At 66.4% G+C, this 19,309-nt stretch carries 19 protein-coding genes and 1 tRNA gene; 11 read left to right on the plus strand and 9 right to left on the minus strand.

Going from position 1 to position 19,309, the window contains the following annotated elements; genetic code table 11:
• Positions 1-436 precede the first annotated feature (436 nt).
• The 4 genes from NZK81_RS18580 to NZK81_RS18595 form a co-directional block, all read right to left on the minus strand.
• Entirely contained in the window at positions 437-916 is a 480-nt protein-coding gene (locus NZK81_RS18580; RefSeq protein WP_260047590.1) for a pyridoxamine 5'-phosphate oxidase family protein, read from the minus strand.
• Positions 904-1,347 carry a hypothetical protein gene (locus NZK81_RS18585; protein WP_260047591.1) on the minus strand — a complete coding sequence of 148 codons (444 nt, stop codon included), beginning with the start codon at positions 1,345-1,347 and terminating at the stop codon, positions 904-906. The genes NZK81_RS18580 and NZK81_RS18585 overlap by 13 nt, the downstream gene beginning before the upstream one ends.
• A 4-nt stretch (positions 1,348-1,351) precedes the next feature.
• Positions 1,352-1,915 carry a TetR/AcrR family transcriptional regulator gene (locus NZK81_RS18590; RefSeq protein ID WP_260047592.1) on the minus strand — a complete coding sequence of 188 codons (564 nt, stop codon included), beginning with the start codon at positions 1,913-1,915 and terminating at the stop codon, positions 1,352-1,354.
• Positions 1,916-2,545: 630 nt separating this feature from the next.
• Positions 2,546-2,622: transfer RNA gene (locus tag NZK81_RS18595), tRNA-Arg, on the minus strand.
• Positions 2,623-2,786: 164 nt separating this feature from the next.
• Between NZK81_RS18595 and NZK81_RS18600 the strand changes: the two genes are divergently transcribed.
• From NZK81_RS18600 to NZK81_RS18610, 3 genes are all read left to right on the plus strand, one after another.
• Positions 2,787-3,224, plus strand: coding sequence for a hypothetical protein (locus NZK81_RS18600; RefSeq protein ID WP_260047593.1), 438 nt, complete (start codon positions 2,787-2,789; stop codon positions 3,222-3,224).
• A gap of 63 nt (positions 3,225-3,287) precedes the next feature.
• Positions 3,288-3,800 (plus strand): MmcB family DNA repair protein, encoded by a 513-nt coding sequence (locus NZK81_RS18605; protein WP_260047594.1) that lies wholly within the window; start codon positions 3,288-3,290, stop codon positions 3,798-3,800.
• Positions 3,800-4,270 carry a pyridoxamine 5'-phosphate oxidase family protein gene (locus NZK81_RS18610; RefSeq protein WP_260047595.1) on the plus strand — a complete coding sequence of 157 codons (471 nt, stop codon included), beginning with the start codon at positions 3,800-3,802 and terminating at the stop codon, positions 4,268-4,270. Before NZK81_RS18605 ends, NZK81_RS18610 begins: the two co-directional genes overlap by 1 nt.
• Before the next feature lie 7 nt (positions 4,271-4,277).
• On the opposite strand, the gene NZK81_RS18615 is transcribed toward NZK81_RS18610, so the two are convergent.
• Positions 4,278-4,448, minus strand: coding sequence for a DUF1289 domain-containing protein (locus tag NZK81_RS18615; RefSeq protein WP_260047596.1), 171 nt, complete (start codon positions 4,446-4,448; stop codon positions 4,278-4,280).
• 283 nt (positions 4,449-4,731) lie between these two features.
• Here NZK81_RS18615 and NZK81_RS18620 point away from each other — a divergent pair, with 283 nt between their 5' ends.
• The 8 genes from NZK81_RS18620 to NZK81_RS18655 all read left to right on the plus strand — a co-directional run bounded on the left by NZK81_RS18620 (position 4,732) and on the right by NZK81_RS18655 (position 14,267).
• On the plus strand, positions 4,732-6,222 hold the full coding sequence (locus tag NZK81_RS18620) for a DEAD/DEAH box helicase (RefSeq protein ID WP_260047597.1): 1,491 nt from the start codon (positions 4,732-4,734) through the stop codon (positions 6,220-6,222).
• Positions 6,223-6,254: 32 nt separating this feature from the next.
• A complete protein-coding gene (locus tag NZK81_RS18625) occupies positions 6,255-6,989 on the plus strand; it encodes a sterol desaturase family protein (protein ID WP_260047598.1) in 735 nt (244 codons plus the stop codon).
• A 119-nt stretch (positions 6,990-7,108) separates the two neighbouring features.
• A complete protein-coding gene (locus NZK81_RS18630) occupies positions 7,109-8,398 on the plus strand; it encodes an MFS transporter (RefSeq protein ID WP_260047599.1) in 1,290 nt (429 codons plus the stop codon).
• A gap of 86 nt (positions 8,399-8,484) precedes the next feature.
• Positions 8,485-9,942 (plus strand): PAS domain-containing protein, encoded by a 1,458-nt coding sequence (locus NZK81_RS18635; RefSeq protein WP_260047600.1) that lies wholly within the window; start codon positions 8,485-8,487, stop codon positions 9,940-9,942.
• Positions 9,943-10,076: 134 nt separating this feature from the next.
• The gene (locus tag NZK81_RS18640) at positions 10,077-11,438 is read left to right on the plus strand and encodes a M48 family metalloprotease (protein ID WP_260047601.1); all 1,362 of its coding nucleotides are present in this window, start codon (positions 10,077-10,079) and stop codon (positions 11,436-11,438) included.
• A gap of 58 nt (positions 11,439-11,496) precedes the next feature.
• A complete protein-coding gene (locus tag NZK81_RS18645; RefSeq protein ID WP_260047602.1) occupies positions 11,497-12,195 on the plus strand; it encodes a DsbA family protein in 699 nt (232 codons plus the stop codon).
• Between the two features lie 64 nt (positions 12,196-12,259).
• Positions 12,260-13,423 (plus strand): sensor histidine kinase, encoded by a 1,164-nt coding sequence (locus NZK81_RS18650; RefSeq protein ID WP_260047603.1) that lies wholly within the window; start codon positions 12,260-12,262, stop codon positions 13,421-13,423.
• 46 nt (positions 13,424-13,469) lie between these two features.
• A complete protein-coding gene (locus NZK81_RS18655; protein WP_260047604.1) occupies positions 13,470-14,267 on the plus strand; it encodes a LytR/AlgR family response regulator transcription factor in 798 nt (265 codons plus the stop codon).
• A 171-nt stretch (positions 14,268-14,438) separates the two neighbouring features.
• On the opposite strand, the gene NZK81_RS18660 is transcribed toward NZK81_RS18655, so the two are convergent.
• From NZK81_RS18660 to NZK81_RS18675, 4 genes are all read right to left on the minus strand, one after another.
• A complete protein-coding gene (locus NZK81_RS18660) occupies positions 14,439-15,155 on the minus strand; it encodes a M23 family metallopeptidase (RefSeq protein WP_260047605.1) in 717 nt (238 codons plus the stop codon).
• A gap of 151 nt (positions 15,156-15,306) precedes the next feature.
• Positions 15,307-16,098, minus strand: a complete 792-nt coding sequence (locus NZK81_RS18665) for a ferritin-like domain-containing protein (protein ID WP_260047606.1) — start codon at positions 16,096-16,098, stop codon at positions 15,307-15,309.
• Positions 16,099-16,572, minus strand: coding sequence for a peroxiredoxin (locus NZK81_RS18670; RefSeq protein ID WP_260047607.1), 474 nt, complete (start codon positions 16,570-16,572; stop codon positions 16,099-16,101).
• Positions 16,565-19,279 carry a bifunctional [glutamine synthetase] adenylyltransferase/[glutamine synthetase]-adenylyl-L-tyrosine phosphorylase gene (locus tag NZK81_RS18675; RefSeq protein ID WP_260047608.1) on the minus strand — a complete coding sequence of 905 codons (2,715 nt, stop codon included), beginning with the start codon at positions 19,277-19,279 and terminating at the stop codon, positions 16,565-16,567. The genes NZK81_RS18670 and NZK81_RS18675 overlap by 8 nt, the downstream gene beginning before the upstream one ends.
• Between the last annotated feature and the right edge of the window lie 30 nt (positions 19,280-19,309).

Raw genomic sequence — 19,309 nt, forward strand, 5'->3', positions numbered from 1 at the left:
GGACAAGCTGTCCGTCTATGTTGGCGACCGCCTCAGAACCGGTGAAAACCGGCGTGTTCCGCTGCGGTGAGAGGCCCTCTAAAACCCACCCCCGATTCGGTCAAACACTTTCTTCAAAAAAGTTTCATGAAGTTTGGTTTTTGGCAGTTTTCTGCGGCTTTTCGGGTATATCTTCATGAAATTGGAACGGCCGAGGCCGTCCCACGCCTCGGGACCGGACGGAAATCCAGCGATCTTCCCCCCGGACGGGTAAGGTCCCATGGCGAATCCCGCCGGTTCACCGAGTGCCGACCGGGCAGATTTGCAAACGGCGGCCCGATTCCGCACGCGGCCAACCCGAACGCCGGCATCGACCGCCGCCGACGGAACAGTTATGGATTCGGGCCTTGAGGCCATTTTTTTGGATTGGTTCTCCGGCTTGTCCCAGCTTCGGGCTTCAGGCGAGCCGCCGCCAGTCATCACCGTCGCGCTCCAGAACGGCGGCGCGCAGCCCCAAAGGTTCCGGCGCGATGCCTTTGGCGTAATTCCATAACTCGATCCGCTCCGGCTTGAGTTCGACGATGGCCGCGTTCTCGGATGATGCACCTTGCGGAAACCAGCGATCGAGATCGCCGGTCCAGTATTTTTGCTTGGTCTCCAGATCCGACGACACGGAAGCTGTGCCGATCAAGGCTGCGTAGGCACCCTCAGCATCGTCTTCGAACAAGAGCGTCAGTTTTCCGGTGCGTTCGATCTCAGCGGTCTTTCGAGATGTTCGGTCCGTAGCGAATGCAACACACCAAGTGTCGTCGAACGAAAGCTTTTGGACGACACGAACATTGGCGACGCCATGGTCTCCGGATGTTGCGGCGACGCAAAGCTCGACCTTGTCGATCGTCGCTCTCGCAGCGCTCAGGGCATCATTCACTGACGGCATGGCTTTTCCTCCTGAAATAGAGTCCAAAGGCCGATGGCATGGATCGCGCCGATCACAAATGCGCTGGCCGAGAAGACGATATCCCGCGGTTCGGCCTCAGCTATCCCATCGATGAGACCCGCCGCCTGAAGCAACTGAGGTATGACGAACAGGCCGCGCAGCAGGAAAATCGCCGCAATTACGCCGACGGCTGGCCGGGTCATGGGAAGGCGCCGTATCAAGCCGGCCGCCGATGCCGCATAGGCGCTCCAGGCAAGGAAGACACCCGCGATGGCCAACGTGATCAGTGCGGGTGCGGGATCGCCGGCCGCAGCCCTAATGGCGAACTCCTCCGGTGCCCGAAAATATCGATATCCGGGCGCGCCGACAAAAACGATCCCGATATGAAAAGCGGCAAGGAGCAGGTTCATGGCTGAGGCAAGGTGCAACATGGAATCACTCCTCGCCGGGCGTGATAAGGCGCGCCAGGCGTTCGTAGAGTGGCGTCAGGAATTCGGGATCAACTTCCGGATAAAGCTGATGAAGGCCGATCAGGGCAGCATATTCGATCCGTGCCAGATCCGTCGCCTCAGGCATTTCAAGCGCTGAGCTGGCGGCAAGGATTCGTGCCAGGTAGGCGATACGTCGCTCGTCGACCGCCTTGATGACCTTGCGCGCGCTGGCATCGGAACCGCCCCAGATGCGAATGGCACGCTCCACATCATGATCCAGCCCGGCGGCCTGTTGCATCAGCGCAGTCCGCTGGGTTCGCGGATCGGCTTCGTTATCGACGTGCCGAATGACATCTTCCGTCTGCGTTTTCCGCCAATATTCCAGGAGAGCGGTGACGAACCCATCGACCCCTTGGAAGTGATGATAAAACGACCCCTTGGATCGCCCGACTGTGGCGCTCAACCGGTCAACGGTGAGAGCCGAGACGCCTTCTTCAGCCAGGAGCTTCACGCCTGTTTGGAGCCAAACCTCGATACCAAGTCGATCACGCACCACGGTTCCCGCCATAACTTGCTCCACATCATCCCGCATCGTCTATACTATACCAAATAGTATAGACGATGCGGGATGATGGCAACCTCCTTTGGAGCCATTGCGGACTAGGACGGATCGCCATTCAGCCCTAACGCTTATGATTTCCAACCGAGTGGCACCGACCACGCCATTTGAACGGTGGCTTTGGCGTCCGAAGCGATGTTGTCGCCATGGGCTATGACGACCCGCTCGAAATCAGTCTGCGAGGCCGAGCAGGCCGTTGCTCTCGGATCAGAGGAGCCTGGCGGCATCCGGGTCGATGGCATGCGGCATCACGCCGACGCGCCGTACCGAGGCGTCCGAGGCAACAATCTTCTGGGGGCATGTCCCGCACTTCCTTTGCCCTCCACTTCAAGACTGCCGCGGGCGTGCAGCCGCTGACCTAATCTGTGGCGCGCTGGCGCATCCAACTCGCCATGGAGGCTCGCGGGATGACCAGGGAGACGCTGGCAATGCTCGCCCGGCGACTTGGATTTTCTTCCGAGAGCGTTCAGCAATTCCTTCAAACGCGAGGCGGGCATCGCACCCGCATATTATCGGCGGCAAGCAGGCGCCGCGACACGATGATGCGCCGGCTCACGGTTACAGCAAATGCGGGAGAAATGGCGCACCCGACAGGATTCGAACCTGTGGCCTCTGCCTTCGGAGGGCAGCGCTCTATCCAGCTGAGCTACGGGTGCAGTGGAGGGGCGGTTAGCAGAGGCCGTTCAGGGTTTCCAGCGACAAAATGCCTGCGGGGGCACGATGCCTTCACATTGTCCGATCACCGGGGCTCGGATCACCTCGGCAAGCGCGCACGGGGATTAGGGAAATGGCAAGGCCGGGCGCGTTATGCTTAACCGTTATGGAAGCAACCCCGACCAACGTGGGCACGGCCGGCGTGGGCACCGGCGGATCGCCGGGCAATGGCCTGCCTTTCGCCGACCAGCCGCAGCTCGCGCTGGATTCTATCGACACGCTCGGCGTGAAGTGGGCGACACTGCACGAAGCCGCCGGAGCCATTGCCGCGATGGCCGGGATCGCGACCGATACACTGCCGGTCGAGGTCCAGGCCTTTCCGGCAGCCCTGCGCGATGCGGGCGGCTGGCGGCTCAGGCTGGTCGAACAGGGCATCGAAGATCTCGCCGCGCTCATGCAAGCGGGGCTGTCCGCGCTGCTTTCGGCCCATGCGCACGGAACGAGGCCGCATGCGGCGGCACAGGCGCTTTGGGAGGAATTCATTCTCGCGCGCGATGTCATGCTCGGCCTTGCCGCCAAGGGCGAATCGCAGGACGACGGCTGAGGTATCGCCTGCCATAGCGGTCTTCCGGCTTGCCAGTTCATGATATGTTCCTATCATGGCACCATGGCCGAAACCGATTCTCTCCCGCCCGCATCCTCCCCGGCAACGGTAGCCGCGCCCGACGTCGCGCGCGGCATCGGGCGGCTGTTCGCCCGCAACGACATCTGGTGCCTGACCGAAATGCCGCTGCGTTGCGGACGGCGGGCCGATCTGATGGGGATCGACGCCAAGGGCCATGTCATCATCGTCGAGATCAAGGTCAGTCGCGCGGACCTTCTCGGCGACGGCAAGTGGACGGACTATCTCGACTACTGCGACCGCTTCTACTGGGGCCTTTCGCCCGCGCTCGACGTTTCGCCGCTGGAAACCGAGGCTTTTCTTCCGGACCGCTGCGGGCTGATCGTTGCCGACGGCTACGACGCGGAAATCCTGCGTCCCGCCCCCTTGCGCCAGCTTGCCGCCGCCCGGCGCAAGGTCGAGGTCGAGCGGCTGGCCCGCGCCTCGCTGCGGCGACTGGTGAACCTGGGCGACGAACACACGCTGCAATGGGGCGGCCAGGGCGGCGTTCAGGGCTGATGCCCTCGCGCCGCGACATGGTGCGCATGACGCCGGAGGAAACGCGCGCCTACCAGGGGGGTGAGCGCCGGATCATCCTCGTCACCAACGGGCCCGAGGGGCTGCCGCACCCGGTGCCGATGAACTACGGTCTCGACGACGAGGGGCGGGTGCTCATCACCAGCTTCGCGCGCAGCCAGAAGGTGTGCAACCTCGAACGCGATCCCCGCGCCGCGCTGCTGGTCGAAAGCGGCGAGACGTATGCCGAGCTGAAGGCCGTGATCCTTTACGCCGATGTCGAGATCGTGCGCGGGCCGGAACAGGTCGTCGCGCTGATGCGCCGGATCCGCGCGGCCGAACCGCTGGCCGGAAGCCTCGATGCCGCCATGTCCGAACAGGTTCGCGCCTCGATCGCCAAGCGCGTCGTCCTTCGTTTCACGCCCTTCCGGGCGGTGAGCTGGGACCACGGCAAGCTCGGCGGGAAGTACTGAACCGCGCTCAGTCGGACCCCTTGCGCGCGGCCAGCCAGTCCATGACGGTGCGACGATCCGCCTCGCTCATGGCGCGCCATGCGGCAATCTCGTCGAGCGTGCGGCGGCAGCCCTGACACCAGCCGGTTGCCGGATCGATGCGGCACACGCCGGTGCAGGGAGAGGAAGCCGCGCTCATCGCGCGCCTCTCAGCAGGACGGCGCGCGCCGGGCAAGCGCAATTTTCTTGCGTTATGGTGCAATGCACACTAGATAGCAGTCCAGCAACCGGCGCGTGGGGCCTTGTCCCGCCGCAATCCGTGAGCAGCGTGGGGTTCGGGCGAATACCGCCGGAACCGGCCCGGATGAGCGGTTGCCATTGAAACCAAGCTTCCTTCTTCACGCAGGGTCGCCCGAAACGAACCCTTGCTGTGTTCGCGGGCCATGTGCGCCCGTGCGCTCCGCACTTTTTGAAAGTGACGTATGTCCTATTTTTCCGAACTTGGCCTTGCCGAGCCCATTCTCCGCGCGCTCGAAGCCAAGGGCTACACCGATCCCTCTCCGATCCAGCGCAAGGCGATCCCCTCGCTGCTCGAAGGCCGCGACCTCCTGGGCATCGCGCAGACCGGCACCGGCAAGACCGCCGCGTTCTCGCTGCCCTCGCTGCACCGGCTGGCCGCCGATCCCAAGCCGCGCGCCAATGCCGGCTGCCGCATGCTGGTGCTCTCGCCCACGCGTGAACTGGCAGCGCAGATCGCCGAGAACATGCGCGGCTACGCGAAGTTCCTGAACCTTTCGATCCAGTGCATCTTCGGCGGCGTTCCGGTGGGCAAGCAGGCCCGCGCGCTGGAGCGCGGCTGCGACATCCTCGTCGCCACGCCCGGCCGCCTGCTCGACCTCATCGACCAGCGCGCGCTGACGCTGCGCCACGTCGAGATCTTCGTGCTCGACGAAGCCGACCAGATGATGGACCTCGGCTTCATCGTGCCGCTCAAGCGCGTGGCCGCCCTGCTGCCCAAGCAGCGCCAGAGCCTGTTCTTCTCGGCCACCATGCCCCAGGCGATCGCCGAGCTGGGCAAGCAGTTCATCAACAACCCGGTGAAGGTCGAGGTCGCGCCGCAGTCGACCACTGCCGAGCGCGTCGAGCAATACGCGACCTTTATCAACCAGGCCGAGAAGCAGGCGCTTCTCACCCTGCGCCTGCGCGAGGGCCTTGCGCCCGACGCCGCCGAACAGGCCGAGCATGGCGCGATCGACCGCGCGCTCGTCTTCACCCGCACCAAGCACGGTGCCGACCGCGTCGTGCGCCACCTGACCGCGGCGGGCATTCCGGCCGCCGCGATCCACGGCAACAAGAGCCAGGCCCAGCGCACCGCCGCGCTCGGCGGCTTCCGCCAGGGCACCGTGCGCATCCTCGTCGCCACCGACATCGCCGCGCGCGGCATCGACGTTACGGGCGTGAGCCACGTCTACAACTTCGAGATCCCGAACGTGCCCGAGCAGTACGTCCACCGTATCGGCCGCACGGCGCGCGCGGGCGCCGATGGCGTGGCCGTCAGCTTCGTGGCGCCGGACGAAAAGCCCTACATCCGCAGCATCGAGCGCCTGACCCGCGTCAAGCTCGAAGCGCTCGGCCTGCCCGAGGATTTCCAGAAGCAGGCCGCGCGCCTGCCCGCCCCTTCGCGCAAGGCCCCGGCCCAGCCGCAGGGTGAGCGCAAACAGGGTTCCGGCAAACCCCGCGGCCAGAACGGTCAGGGACAGGGTCGCGGCGGCAAGCGCAACGACGATCGCCGTCACGACCGGCCCCAGGGCGAGCGGACGCAGGGCGAACGCCCCCGTCACGAGGCGCCGCACAATGAACGCCGCAACAACGACCACGGCAGCGAGGATGGCGGCGAGCGCAAGCGCCGTTTCCGCCCGCGCGGCCCCAAGGGCATGGGCGCGCACAAGAACAAGGTGCGCCGCACGGGCTAGCATCGGCCGCAAGGCCCGGGCATAACCCCGCCATGCCAGCGAGCCTTGGTCCGGGTCCATGGGCGGTGATCGCCTCCGCCGCCGCGATGACGGCGATCGTGGGCGTTCGCTACCTCGTGACCTCCGGCCTCTTCGCATGGATCACCGGCAGGGTCCGGCCCGGCATCTACATGGGGCTGAACCGGCAGATCCGGCGCGAGATCGGCTGGTCGCTGCTGTCGGCGGCGATCTACGGCATTCCCGCCGGGCTGGCCGCGTGGGGCTGGCAGGAGCATGGCTGGACCCGCATCTACACCGATGCGCGGGAATATCCGCTGTGGTGGATGCCGGCATCGCTGCTGGCCTGCCTGTTCCTCCACGACACCTGGTTCTACTGGACCCACCGCTGGATGCACCTGCCCCGGCCATTCCGCATCGCCCATGCCGTGCACCATGCCAGCCGCCCGCCAACGGCCTGGGCGGCCATGAGCTTTCATCCCGTCGAAGCGATCACCGGCGCTGTGGTCATCCCCGCGCTGGTGTTCGTGGTGCCCGTCCACGTGGGCGTTCTGGGGCTCGTGCTCACGATCATGACGGTGATGGGCGTGACCAACCACATGGGCTGGGAAATCTTTCCCCGCCGGCTGGTGCACTCGCGCATCGGCCACTGGCTGATCACCGCCAGCCACCACCACCGGCACCACGAGAGCTACCGATGCAATTACGGGCTCTACTTCCGGTTCTGGGATCACCTGTGCGGCACCGACCGGGGGCTGTCCTCGCCCTGATCGCCGGCATCGCCCCGCCCTCGCGCGTGGACGACGGGACCTTCCGGCTGGCGCTCGGGACATGCCATCTTTTCCCGAGCGGGCTTGCCGCCGGTTCCCGCTCCGCTTAGGCGGGACGGGTGTCACGCGAAGAAGAGATCATAGAGGACATCGTCGAGACGACGACCGCGGGGCTTGTCCCGCCGCCGCCAAGCGGCACCTTCTCCCCCTTCCGCTATCCGATCTTCCGCGCGATCTGGATCGCCAACCTGTTCTCCAACCTCGGCTCGACGCTGCAGTCGGTCGGTGCGGCATGGCTGATGACCGAGCTGACGCCCTCGCACCAGCTCGTCGCGCTGGTGCAGGCCTCGGCGACGGTCCCGATCATGCTGCTGGGCATGTTCGCCGGCGCCATTGCCGACAACTTCGACCGCCGCCGCGTCATGCTTGCCGCGCAAGTGGGTATGCTGACCGTCTCCGCCGCGCTCGCGGCGCTGGCCTATGCCGGGCTCATCACGCCCTCCCTGCTGCTTGCCTTCACGCTCTCGGTGGGCGCGGGCACCGCGCTCAACTCGCCGGCCTGGCAGGCTTCGGTGCGCCAGCAGGTCGCCCCGGCGGAACTGCCGCAGGCGATCGCGCTCAATTCCATCTCGTTCAACATCGCCCGCTCCATCGGCCCGGCGCTGGGCGGCCTGCTGATCTCGATCTGGAACGTCTCGTTCGCCTTCGCGATCAACGCGGTCAGCTATATCGGCCTGATCCTCGTGCTTCTCTGGTGGCGCCCCGAACCGCGCAGGATCGAGCGCCGCCCGATCCTGCCCGCCGTGGCCGAGGGCATCCGCTATTGCGCCGGGAACGGCCCCTTGCGCCGTATCCTGATCCGCGGGCTGGCGCTCGGCTTCAGCCTTGCCGCCTACCAGTCGCTGCTCCCGGCGGTGGTGAGCGCGCAGATGCACGGGTCCGAGCTGGCGTTCGGCCTGATGCTGGGCCTGTTCGGCATCGGCTCGATCCTCGCCGCCCCCTTCATCGGTGCGATTCGCAGGAAACTCGGGCTGGAAGGCATTCTCGCGCTGGGCGCGGCGATGTTCGTCGGCTCGCTCTCGCTGGTGGCCGAGGTCAGCCAGGTCGTCTACGCGCTGCCCGCCGCCTTTGCCGCGGGCATGGGCTGGGTCTGGATCCTGACGACGATCAACACCGCCGTGCAGATGCGCTCGCCCGACGATATTCTCGGCCGCTGCCTGTCGATCTACCAGGCGGTGACCTTCGGCGGCATGGCGCTCGGATCGTGGGCCTGGGGCGCACTCGCCGACTGGAAGAGCCTGCCTTTCGCGCTCCACGCCGGATCGGTATTCCTGATCGTGTCGTTCACGATCCTGCGGCTGGTCGCCCCGCTGCCGCGCCCCGGCGAAGGCGTGCTCAGGCCGTCCTGACGCGCCGCGCCCTGCCGGGCGCAACTTAAGCAATATTTTACCATGTTGCGCGACAAGGGTCCGGATTAGGTTTTTGGGGAAACCAGATGGATACTCTACGCGGCCCGTTTTCCACTCAGGATGAGACCGACGAAGTCTCTCCGGTGATGGAAGACACCGGTGCGGCAACGCCGCCCGCGGGCATCAGCTCGGACGAACGGCGCATGCAGATGCGCGCCTACAACTTCTGGGCCAGCCTGCTTGGCAACCGCACCTTCCCCGACGTTTCTTTGCTCGATCCGGAATACTTCCTGGACTTCGGCCCCTTCAGCGTCCTGCTCGACTTCACCGACGGCGTCGACAACCCGGCGATCGGCTATCTCGGGGAGAAGCTGGCGGAGGAATGCGGAACGCAAGGCCCCATCGAACGGCTGAACGACGTTCCGCCGCGCTCGCTGCTTTCGCGCATTACCGACCACTACATGCAGATCCTCGCCAACCAGGCGCCGGTCGGCTTCGAGGCGGAGTTCGTCAACCAGCGCGGCGTGACGATCCTCTATCGCGGGATCCTGCTGCCGTTTTCGCGCGACGACGTGACCATCGACCACATCTACGGCGTCATCAACTGGAAGGAACTGGCCGACCAGTCGACCACCGACGAGCTGATGAAGCAGGTCGACGAAGCCATCGAGGCGCGCCCGTCGATCAAGCGCGAGGCCGAACCCATGAGCGAATGGGCCGACGGCCCGGTCGAGCTGGGTGTCGATCTGGGCGTCGAACTGGACGCGGACGACATCGACCCCGAGTCTCCTTCGATAGAGCTGCCGCTCGCCCAGTTCGGGATGCACGGTGACTACTTCAATTTCGACGACAACGCTCTCGGCGCCGCCGAACAGTCCGAAGACGGTGAAGGCGACAGCCCGGATCCGGCCGAGGATGACGCGGAGATCGTCATCGACAGCGCGGAAATGTCGCTGGCCGACTGGCTGAAGGCCGCGCGCACCGAAGCGCAGAACGCCATCACCAGCGAGGACCGCTCGCGCCGGGCGCTCTACGACGCCATCGGCCGCGCCTACGATTTCGCGCTCGCCGCGGCCGAGGCCCCCGAGGACTTTGCCACGCTGGTCCGCGAGGCGGGACTCAAGGTTCAGGAACGTGCGCCGCTGATCCCGCTGGTCAAGCTCGTGTTCGGGATCGAATACGACAAGACCCGCCTTACCGAATTCGCCACGGTCATCGCGCATGGCCAGCGTCTGGACATCGCGCCCGGCGGGCTTTCCGCGCTGCTTTCGGAAACCTCCGGAGGCCTCAAGGGACTGGTGCGCGAGGAACGCCGCCTGCGCCGCGAGGAAAGCGGCAAGGCGGAACGCCCGCGCAACACCCACGAGACCCTGGTCGAGGGATTGCGCCAGCTCCAGCCCCGTTCCTTCGAATCGGTCGGCCGGGACAGCGAATTCGCGGTGCTGGTGGCCCGCCGCCTGGACGACGGGCAACTGGTCCTGCTCGGCGAAGTGTCGGACGACGAGGCGCTGCTCGATCGCGCCGCGCGGCATCTGCTCGACTGATTTGCGGAGCCGCGCGTCGGGTTCAAAGGGGCGCCGGGACCGCGCCCCTTGAAACGGCGCGCGCCGCCATTACGCTGGGAACACGGCAAGGGCGCTTCAGCACCGGTTCAGGCCGTACAGTCCCAAGAGGCACGATGCACAAGCTGCGAACTTCCGCGTTCTTCCTGATGGTCCTGGCGGTGTTCGGGTGGGCGGCCACGCCCGCCGCAGCGCAATCGATCCTGCGCGACGCCGAGACCGAAGCGCTGCTGCACGACATGGCGACGCCGCTGATCAAGGCGGCCGGGCTCGATCCCGACAACGTGGACATCGTTCTGGTCGGCGACCGCTCGGTCAATGCCTTCGTCGCCGGCGGCCAGGCCGTCTACGTCAACAGCGGCCTCATCGAAGAGGCCGATACGGCCGCCGAGGTCCAGGGCGTGATCGCACACGAACTGGGCCACGTGACCGGTGGTCACGCCGTGCTCAACCAGGGCGCCAGGAGCGCGACCAGCATCTCGCTGCTGTCGTTGCTGCTCGGCGCGGCCGCGGCGGCGGCGGGCGGCGGCGAGGCGGCCATGGGCGTGATCATGGCCGGCCAGCAGGCGGCCATGGGCAAGTACCTCGCCTACAACCGCTCGCAGGAAGCTTCGGCCGACGCGGCGGGCGCCAAGTATCTCTCGGAAGCAGGGATCAGCGGACGCGGCTCGGTGGAATTCTTCAAGAAGCTGCAGAACCTGGAATATCGCTACGGCTATCGGCCCAAGGACGGCGACGAGTTCTATTCCACCCACCCGCTGACCGGCGACCGCATCGCCACGCTGCAGGACACCTACGAGAAGGACCCGGCCTGGAACAAGCCGGACGATCCGCAGCTGCAGAAGCGCTTCGTGCGGATGAAGGCCAAGCTCTTCGGCTACATGGCCGAACCGCGCGACGTGTTCCGCAAGTACCCGCTGACGGACAATTCGATCCCCGCGCACTATGCCCGCGCATATGCCTACAACCGCGAATCGAAGATCGACGAGGCCCGCGCCGAAACCGACGCGCTCGTGGCGAGCGATCCCGACGACCCCTATTTCCTCGAACTGCAGGGCCAGATCCTGCTCGAATCGGGACACCCGGCCGAAGCGGTCGAGCCGCTTCGGCGCGCCACCCGGATGACGGCCAACCAGCCGCTCATCGCCACGCTGTTCGGCCATGCGCTGATGGCGACCGAGGACCCCGCGAACTTCAAGGAAGCCGAAAGCGTGCTGCGCGCGGCGGTGGTGCGCGACCGCGAGAATCCCTTCGCCTGGTACCAGCTCGGCACGATCTACGCCGCCAACGGCGACATGCCCCGCGCGCGCCTCGCCAGCGCCGAGCAACAGTCGCTCTCGGGCAACATGGCGGCCGCGCTGATGAGCGCGCAGGCCGCCGAGGCGGGCCTGCCCACCGGATCGCCGGACTGGGTACGCGCGCAGGACATCGAAATGCAGGCGCGCGCGGAACTGGAGCGCCGGAAGAAGCAGCGCTAGAGAACGGTTCGGATCGCCGGCCCGGCGGCCGGACACTGGAAAGGTATCGGGAAATCACATGGCCAATGGCATGAAGTTCGCATTGATCGCCGGTTGTCTTGCCCTCGTGGGCGCGGGCGGCTGGTATGGCGGGCGCAAGGCCGTCGAGCAGGTCGTGCACGACTATATCCTCGAACATCCCGAGATCCTGCCCCAGGCCATGGACGTGCTGCAGCGCCGGCAGAGCGCGCAGCAGCTTGCCGGCGTGCGCTCTACGGTGGAGACGCCCTTTCCCGGCGCCGTGCTGGGCAATCCCAACGGCAAGGTCACGCTGGTCGAATTCACCGATTTCGCCTGCGGCTACTGCCGCCAGAGCCTGCCCGACGTGAAGGGCCTGATCGCCCACAACCCCGACCTGCGCATCGTCGTGCGCGAACTGCCGATCATCAGCCCGCGGAGCCCCGATGCGGCCAAGATGGCGCTCGCCGCGGCCGAACAGGGCAAGTACCCCGCCTTCCACGACGCGATGTTCGAGGCCGGCCAGCTCGACCAGCAGACGATCGAGGCCGTGGCGGAGAAAGTCGGCCTCGACATGGACCGCGCGCGCCGGGTCGCCGCGAGCCCGACCGTCGAGGCGGAAATCAACCGCAATCTCGAACTGGCGAGCCGCCTGGGCTTTTCCGGCACGCCCAGCTGGGTCGCAGGCGACCAGCTGATCACCGGCGCGGTGGGCCTCGAACAGCTGTCCCAGGCGGTCCGCGACGCGCGCGGAGGTTGACAACTCGGTGCGATGACCCCGCCGGCATTTCAGCTCTTGCGTAAATTGGGCTAGACACTCGGCCATGCGCGTCCTGCCCATCCAGCCGATCCCGTTCTTCGCCAACAAGGACAAGGCCTTCTGGCGCCTACAGACCGCCGGCTGGGCCGGCGCGATGATGCTGCGCACGATGTCGCTGATCGCCAACAACCAGCCGCCCACGCTGCTGGTGCTGGTGCTGATCGCGACGATCACCGGCTTTTCGATTTCGCTGGTCCTCTCGGTGATCTACCGCGCGCTGATCACCCGGCGCCCGATCGTGACCTGGGGCCTGACCGCGCTCGTCCTGCCTTTCGCGGTGGCGCTGCACGCCTTCATCGACGCATGGGTCTGGTCGCTGTGGCGGACCGACAGCGACGCCGGCTTCACCAACCTGTTCCTTGGCGTGTTCTACCTCGACGCAACGCTGCTCGGCGCCTGGACGGCGCTCTACTACATGGTCAACTTCTACCTGCAGGTGGAGGAACAGAACGACCAGCTCATCCAGCTGGAGAATCAGGCGGCCAGCGCGCAGCTCGCCATGCTGCGCTATCAGCTCAACCCGCACTTCCTGTTCAACACGCTGAATTCGATCTCGACTCTGGTGCTGCTCAAGCAGACCGAGCCGGCCAATGCCATGCTCTCGCGGCTGTCCTCGTTCCTGCGCTACACGCTGGTCAACAAGCCCTCGGCGCGGGTCACGGTCGCGCAGGAAGTGGAGACGCTCAAGCTCTACCTCGACATCGAACGCATGCGCTTCGAGGAGCGGCTGCGCACCACGTTCCAGATCGACCCGGCAACCGAAACCTGCCTGCTGCCCTCGCTGCTGCTGCAGCCACTGGTGGAAAACGCCATCAAGTATGCCGTAACCCCGCAGGAATCGGGCGCGGAGATCACGATAACCTCGCAACTCGTCGGTTCCATGCTTCGCATCACCGTCTCGGATACCGGGCCGGGCTTGCAAAGTCCGACCACCGACAACAGGTTATCTGGCATGACCTACGACGGAGGCGAGCCGGTATCCACCGGCGTCGGCCTTTCGAACATTCGGGACAGGCTCGTGCAGGCCTACGGCGAGAACCACCGCTTCGAGACGATCGAACCGATCGAAGGCGGCTTTGCCGTCGTGATCGAGCTCCCGGCAGAGCGCCGCGAATCCGTCGAGGACATGTTGGAAACACAACGGCAGCCGGCTCTGGCGGCGCAATGAAACCATTATGGACCGCACGCGTTGGACGGTCCGGAGATAACGACAAATGACCATCCGCACGATCCTTGTCGACGACGAGAAGCTGGCAATCCAGGGCCTGGAACTGCGGCTCCAGAAGTACCCCGACGTCGAGATCATCGACACCTGCTCGAACGGACGCGAGGCGATCCGCAAGATCAAGACCGAAAAGCCCGATCTGGTCTTCCTCGACATCCAGATGCCCGGCTTCGACGGCTTCTCCGTGGTCAAGGGCGTGATGGAGATCGAGCCGCCGCTGTTCGTCTTCGTCACCGCCTACCAAGAACACGCCGTCCGCGCCTTCGAGGCCAATGCCGTCAACTACCTGATGAAGCCGGTCGAGGAGACCAAGCTCGACGACACGCTCGCCCGCGTGCGCCAGCGCCTGGCCGAAAAGCGCTCTGCCGAAGAAGCGGAAAAGCTCAAGAACGTGCTCGCCGAAGTGGCGCCCGACGCGATCGAACAAATGCCCGAGGAGGCGGATGCGGGCGCCGACCGCTACGAAAAGCTCATCAACATCAAGGACCGCGGCCAGATCTTCCGCATCGACGTCGATTCGATCGAGCATATCGAGGCCGCCGGCGACTACATGTGCATCCGCACCGCCGACAATTCGCTGATCCTGCGCGAGACGATGAAGGACCTCGAACGCCGGCTCGACCCGCGCGTGTTCCAGCGCGTCCATCGCTCGACCATCGTCAACCTCAACCAGGTCCGGCAGGTCAAACCGCACACCAACGGCGAATGCTTCCTGGTGCTGGCGTCCGGCGCGCAAGTGAAGGTCTCGCGCTCGTACCGAGACGTGATCGCCCGCTTCGTCCACTGACAAACGCACCCCGGCATTGCCCGTCAGGCAGGCCGGGGTCCGCCACCGGCAAGCAACGGCGGCATAAGAAAAGGCGGCCGTTACCGGCCGCCTCTTCCCCCTCTCCAAACCCTTCTGGCGGGCCCCGTCTGAACGCGAGGTCCTTTCGCCGTGGCTTGAAACTCTTTGGTGTCAGCCGCCCTTGTTCTCAGCCTCTTCGGCTGCTGCCAGGCCCGCGGGCGACTGCATGTACGGCAGCGGATTGACCGCCTCGCCGTCGACACGGACTTCGTAGTGCAGGTGCGGCCCGGTCGAGCGGCCGGTGGTGCCGACGAAGCCGATCACGTCGCCCTTGTGGACGTGCTGGCCATCGGCGACATTGAGGCGCGACAAGTGCCCGTAACGGGTCTCCATTTCGGCGCCATGCTCGATCGAGATGTACAGGCCGTAGCTGCTGAACCAGGAAGCGCGGCTCACCACGCCATCGGCCGGGGCATAGACCGGCGTACCGATCGGCGCGGCCAGATCGACGCCCTTGTGCATGCGGCGACGGCCCAGAATGGGGTGCTCGCGCTCACCGAAGCTGCTGGTCATCACATCGCGGTTCAGCGGATTGCGCGACGGGATCGAAACCGAAGCGATGCCGCCAGCAACGGCCGGCTTGGCCTTCGAGACGGCCAGGCCGGTTTCCTCGAAGTTCTGCCAGGAGCTGAAAAGCTTGCGGAACTGCTCGTCCTCGCCACCGGAAACCGACTGGCTGGCCGACTGGGCGGTGCGCAGGGGAGCGGAAATGTCGGCAGCGGCAGCGCTGCTGTTGGCCATCGCGGGATGTGCGGCGATGGAAAGACCCGCAGCGGCGAAGACACCGGTCACTGCGCGGAACTTGGCGAAATACTTCGTTACGACCACTCGCAATACCTTGTTTTCCGCCGCAACCCACGAGGACACGACGTTTGTTTGATCCATGCAGCCGCTAAAAACGGCAGCAAGATTTCATTCTTGGAGATGGTCGGAACCCCCCGCCGTCTCGTTAGTTGTGACTTAAGCTGTCATGTTTCGATCACGCAACCCCGGCGTAGAGATCGCGCGATAAACCGGCTGCAAGACGCGCTGAGTCGTTGAACGGCGGCTTAACGGTGCCACGAAAGTGGCGGGAAACCAGTGATTTCCACAATTCGTCCACTGCTGCGCCAGACTGTTTGGCGAGGGCGACGAAATGATTTGCGCCGAACCGCACGTGCCGGATTTCGTCGTCAAGGATTCGTTCGAGGATTCGCGCCCCGCGTTCGTCGCCCGCCGCGAGCACGCGTTCGAGCGTTGAAGGCGTGACGTCAAGCGCCCGGGCCTCCAGCACCATGGGAACCACGGCCAGCCGCGCCGCGACGTCGTGGCGCGTGTCATGCGCCGCGCTCCACAAGCCCGCATGGGCCGGCAGCGCGCCGTAGTGGCTGCCCAGCGTCTTCAGATGCCGGTCGATCAGCGCGAAATGCATCGCCTCGTCCGCAGCGACCGACAGGAAGTCCCCCACGAATCGCTCGCCCATCTCCGCCCCGAAACGCCCGGCCATGTCGAGCGCGAGGTCTATGGCGACGAACTCGATATGCGCGAGCGCATGCCACAGCGCGATTCGGCCGCGCTCGGAGCCGGCCTTGCGCCGCCTGGGCATGCGCCCGGGCGGCAGCAATTCGGGCGCTTCGGGCCGTCCGGGCTGCTCGGGCATCATGACGTCAAAGGCGAAGTCCAGCCGCCCCAGCCGCCAGTCGCGCGCAACCTTGCGCGCGGCCATGACCTTCGCCTGCGGATCGCATTCGAGCATCGCCGCGCGAATCGCGGCGGAGACGGTCTGCTGCATTCAGAGCGCCTTGGCGGCCTCCAGCACGGCGGCGGCGTGACCCTTGACCTTCACCTTGTCCCAGACCTGCGCGATCTTGCCGTCGGGGCCGATCAGGTAGGTTGTGCGGACCATGCCCATGTAGGTGCGGCCGTAGTTCTTCTTCTCGGCCCAGATGCCGAGCGCATCGGACAAGCCATTCTCCTCGGCATCGCTGGCGAGCGGGGCCTTGAGGTCATGCTTGGCGATGAAGTTCTGGTGCTTCTTGGCCGAATCCTTGCTGACGCCGAGCAGTGCCACGCCAGCCGCGTCGAACTCGCCCTTGAGCGTCGAGAAATCGATGTTCTCGGTAGTGCAGCCGGGCGTGTTATCCTTGGGATAGAAGAACACGACGAGCTTCTTTCCGGCGAAATCCGATACCTTCACGCTGCCGCCCTCGGGGGTTTCCATGGCCATGTCGGGGAACGCGTCACCGACGCCGGGCTTGTCACTCATCGTTTGTCTCCAGTGTTTCGCCGAAAGCTGCGCGCCAGGCGGCGGCGACATGCGCGCGCGCACCGGCCAGCCCGGCTTCGAGGCCTTCCCAGGTCCCATAGCCGCATGCACGCACGAGCGCCATGCACGCCGCCGCGCAAGGGACCTTCGAATCGGGCGCGAGGAGGCGGGCCGCGACAAGGAAGCGGGTGAGCACGTCGTGCGCCTGCGCCAGTTCGGCAGGCAGCAAGCCGTCCTTCGCCAGCAGCCGGATCGCCTCGGCGAGGTCTGGGTCCAGCCCCTTGCCCTCGCGCAGCTGGACGAAGTGCACGATGAATTCGAGATCGACGAGCCCGCCGCGCGACAGCTTGACGTCAAGCGGGCCCTTGGGCGGTTTGTGGGCCGCCATAGTGCCGCGCATCTCCAGCACGTCCGCCTGCAGCTTGGCGAGATCGCGCGGCGCCGTCAGCACCTTGGCGATGGTCTCGCTCAGAACCCCGCGCGCTTCGGGCGAGCCGTAGAGCGGCCGCGCGCGGCACAGCGCCATGTGCTCCCAGGTCCAGGCCTGCTCGCGCTGGTACCTCTCGAAGCTGTCAAGGCTGGCCGCCGCCGGCCCCTGCGCACCGGAAGGCCGCAGGCGCGTATCGATCTCGTATAGCGCGCCTTCGGCGGTCGGCACCGAGAGCGCCGAGATCGTGCGCTGCGAGAGCCGGTTGTAGTAATGCGTCGCCCCCAGCGGCCGCCGCCCGTCGGACTCCGCATGGAAATCCCCGTCGAACAGGTAGACGAGGTCGAGGTCAGAGGCGTGAGTGAGCACTCCGCCGCCCATCCGGCCGAGCCCGAGCACAAGCATTTCGCTGTCGGGCACCCGGCCATGGGTGGCGCGGAATTCCTCCAGCGTCGCGTCGGTGAGCACCACCAGCGCGGCCTCGGCGACGCGGGCCAGCGCGCGGCCGATCGCGATCGGATCGTTGCTGCCCTCGATCAGCTGAACGCCGAGCATGAAGCGCAGCTCGCCCACCTTGCGGCGCACCGAATCGAGCTTGCGCTCGTAATCGTCGTCCGGCTCGAAGCGGGAGAACGCCGCGATCAGCTCGGGCACCTCCCCCGGCAGGTCGAACGCGCTCGAATCGATCAGCGGGTCGAGCAGGTCCGCGCGCCGCGCCAACGCATCGGCAAGCGGCGGGGCGAGGCTGAGAATGCGCGCCAGCAGCTCCAGCAGCCCGGGCCGCGCCTCGAGCAGGCGGAACAGGTTGATGGCGCTGGGGAGATTGTTGAGCAGCTGTTCCCAGCGCGAAAGCGCACGTTCGGGCTCGGGCGCGGCAGCCAGCGCGGCCAGCAGATCACGGCGAATCGCCTCGAAAGCCGTGCGCGCCGCATCCGAGCGCAGCGCCCGCACGCGGCCGGACTGCCAGCCCTCGATCCGCTCCGCCAGCGCGGCGGGATCGGCAAAGCCCAGCCCTTCGAGGTCCTCGAGCAGCGAGGCCTGATCGGGCATGGCAACGGGAACGCTGTCGCCGCTCGGCGTGTTCGCCATGATCAGCGCGTCATAGCGCGCGCCCACCGCCTCGGTGATCTCCGTCAGTTCGTCGAGCAGCGCCTGCCCGCCTGGCAATCCGTCGAGCCGGGCGACTTCGTCGAGCGCCTCGAACGTCTTGGGCAGGCTGTGGGTCTGCTGGTCCTGCATCATCTGCAGCCGGTGCTCGACCGTGCGCAGCCGGTCGTAGCTTTCGCCCAGCATCCGCGCTTCCTCGGCGGCGACCAGCCCGGCCTCGGCCAGCGCATCTAACGTGGCGCGGGTGCCGCGTAGGCGCAGCGCCGGGTTGCGGCCGCCGTGGATCAACTGGTGCGTCTGCGCGTAGAATTCGATCTCGCGAATGCCGCCGCGCCCCTTCTTGAGATCGAAGCCCAGCCCCACCGACGGCCCGCCGCGCGTATTGGCGCGAATCTGGGCGGTGAGCCGCCCGATCTCGGCAATCGCGCCGAAATCAAGGCTCTTGCGCCACACGAACGGCCGGATCGCCGCGAGGAACGCCTCGCCCGCCGCGATGTCTCCGGCGCAGGCGCGCGCACGGATGAAGGCCGCGCGTTCCCAGGCGAGCGCGGAGGATTCGTAGTGGGTCAGCGCGGCATCGATCGAGATCGCCAGCGGGCTCACTTCCGATGCGGGCCGCAGGCGCAGGTCAACGCGGAACACATAGCCCTCGTCGGTCACGCGCGAGAGCGTTTCGACCACCACGCGCGCAACGCGCTGCGCGGCCTCTCCCGGCTCGTCGCGCTCGCGCCGGGGCAGCAGCTCCGGGTCGAACAGCAGAATCGGGTCGATGTCCGAACTGTAGTTGAGCTCGCGCGCGCCGTGCTTGCCGAGCGCCAGCGCGAGGAAACCGGCCGGCTCGCTGTCGGGCGCGCGGCGGCGGATGCCCTCGGCAATCGCGGCATCGAGCGCGCGGTCGGCAAAGGCGGACAACTCGCCCGTCACCTTGAGCAGCGGAAAGGCCCCGGCAAGGTCCCCGACCGCCAGCGCAAGTGCCATCGCCTGCCGCTCGCGCCGCAGCGCCACGCCGACGTCGGTCGCGCCCTGCCCCGCCGCGCGGGCATGGGCGAGCGCACCCTCGCCATCGCCCGAAGCGAGGATTTCGGTGAGATCGGGCAGGCGGTCGAGCACCGTCGCGAGGAAGGGCGCATGCGCGCGGGCGCGGTCGATCGCTCCGGTCCAGTCGGCAGTCATGCCCCATCCCTGCCCGCTGTGCCGCGCAAG

This window comes from Novosphingobium mangrovisedimenti (genome assembly GCF_025153475.1).
In the GTDB taxonomy this organism is placed as follows: domain Bacteria; phylum Pseudomonadota; class Alphaproteobacteria; order Sphingomonadales; family Sphingomonadaceae; genus Novosphingobium; species Novosphingobium mangrovi_A.

Coding starts and splice junctions, on each gene's coding strand:
- NZK81_RS18590 (WP_260047592.1), bottom strand. CDS start 1,915: ATGGCGGGAACCGTGGTGCGTGATCGACTTGGTATCGAGGTTTGGCTC.
- NZK81_RS18650 (WP_260047603.1), top strand. CDS start 12,260: ATGCGCGTCCTGCCCATCCAGCCGATCCCGTTCTTCGCCAACAAGGAC.
- NZK81_RS18625 (WP_260047598.1), top strand. CDS start 6,255: ATGCCAGCGAGCCTTGGTCCGGGTCCATGGGCGGTGATCGCCTCCGCC.
- NZK81_RS18605 (WP_260047594.1), top strand. CDS start 3,288: ATGGCCGAAACCGATTCTCTCCCGCCCGCATCCTCCCCGGCAACGGTA.
- NZK81_RS18645 (WP_260047602.1), top strand. CDS start 11,497: ATGGCCAATGGCATGAAGTTCGCATTGATCGCCGGTTGTCTTGCCCTC.
- NZK81_RS18610 (WP_260047595.1), top strand. CDS start 3,800: ATGCCCTCGCGCCGCGACATGGTGCGCATGACGCCGGAGGAAACGCGC.
- NZK81_RS18655 (WP_260047604.1), top strand. CDS start 13,470: ATGACCATCCGCACGATCCTTGTCGACGACGAGAAGCTGGCAATCCAG.
- NZK81_RS18585 (WP_260047591.1), bottom strand. CDS start 1,347: ATGTTGCACCTTGCCTCAGCCATGAACCTGCTCCTTGCCGCTTTTCAT.
- NZK81_RS18600 (WP_260047593.1), top strand. CDS start 2,787: ATGGAAGCAACCCCGACCAACGTGGGCACGGCCGGCGTGGGCACCGGC.
- NZK81_RS18615 (WP_260047596.1), bottom strand. CDS start 4,448: ATGAGCGCGGCTTCCTCTCCCTGCACCGGCGTGTGCCGCATCGATCCG.
- NZK81_RS18670 (WP_260047607.1), bottom strand. CDS start 16,572: ATGAGTGACAAGCCCGGCGTCGGTGACGCGTTCCCCGACATGGCCATG.
- NZK81_RS18620 (WP_260047597.1), top strand. CDS start 4,732: ATGTCCTATTTTTCCGAACTTGGCCTTGCCGAGCCCATTCTCCGCGCG.
- NZK81_RS18580 (WP_260047590.1), bottom strand. CDS start 916: ATGCCGTCAGTGAATGATGCCCTGAGCGCTGCGAGAGCGACGATCGAC.
- NZK81_RS18640 (WP_260047601.1), top strand. CDS start 10,077: ATGCACAAGCTGCGAACTTCCGCGTTCTTCCTGATGGTCCTGGCGGTG.
- NZK81_RS18665 (WP_260047606.1), bottom strand. CDS start 16,098: ATGCAGCAGACCGTCTCCGCCGCGATTCGCGCGGCGATGCTCGAATGC.
- NZK81_RS18675 (WP_260047608.1), bottom strand. CDS start 19,279: ATGACTGCCGACTGGACCGGAGCGATCGACCGCGCCCGCGCGCATGCG.
- NZK81_RS18635 (WP_260047600.1), top strand. CDS start 8,485: ATGGATACTCTACGCGGCCCGTTTTCCACTCAGGATGAGACCGACGAA.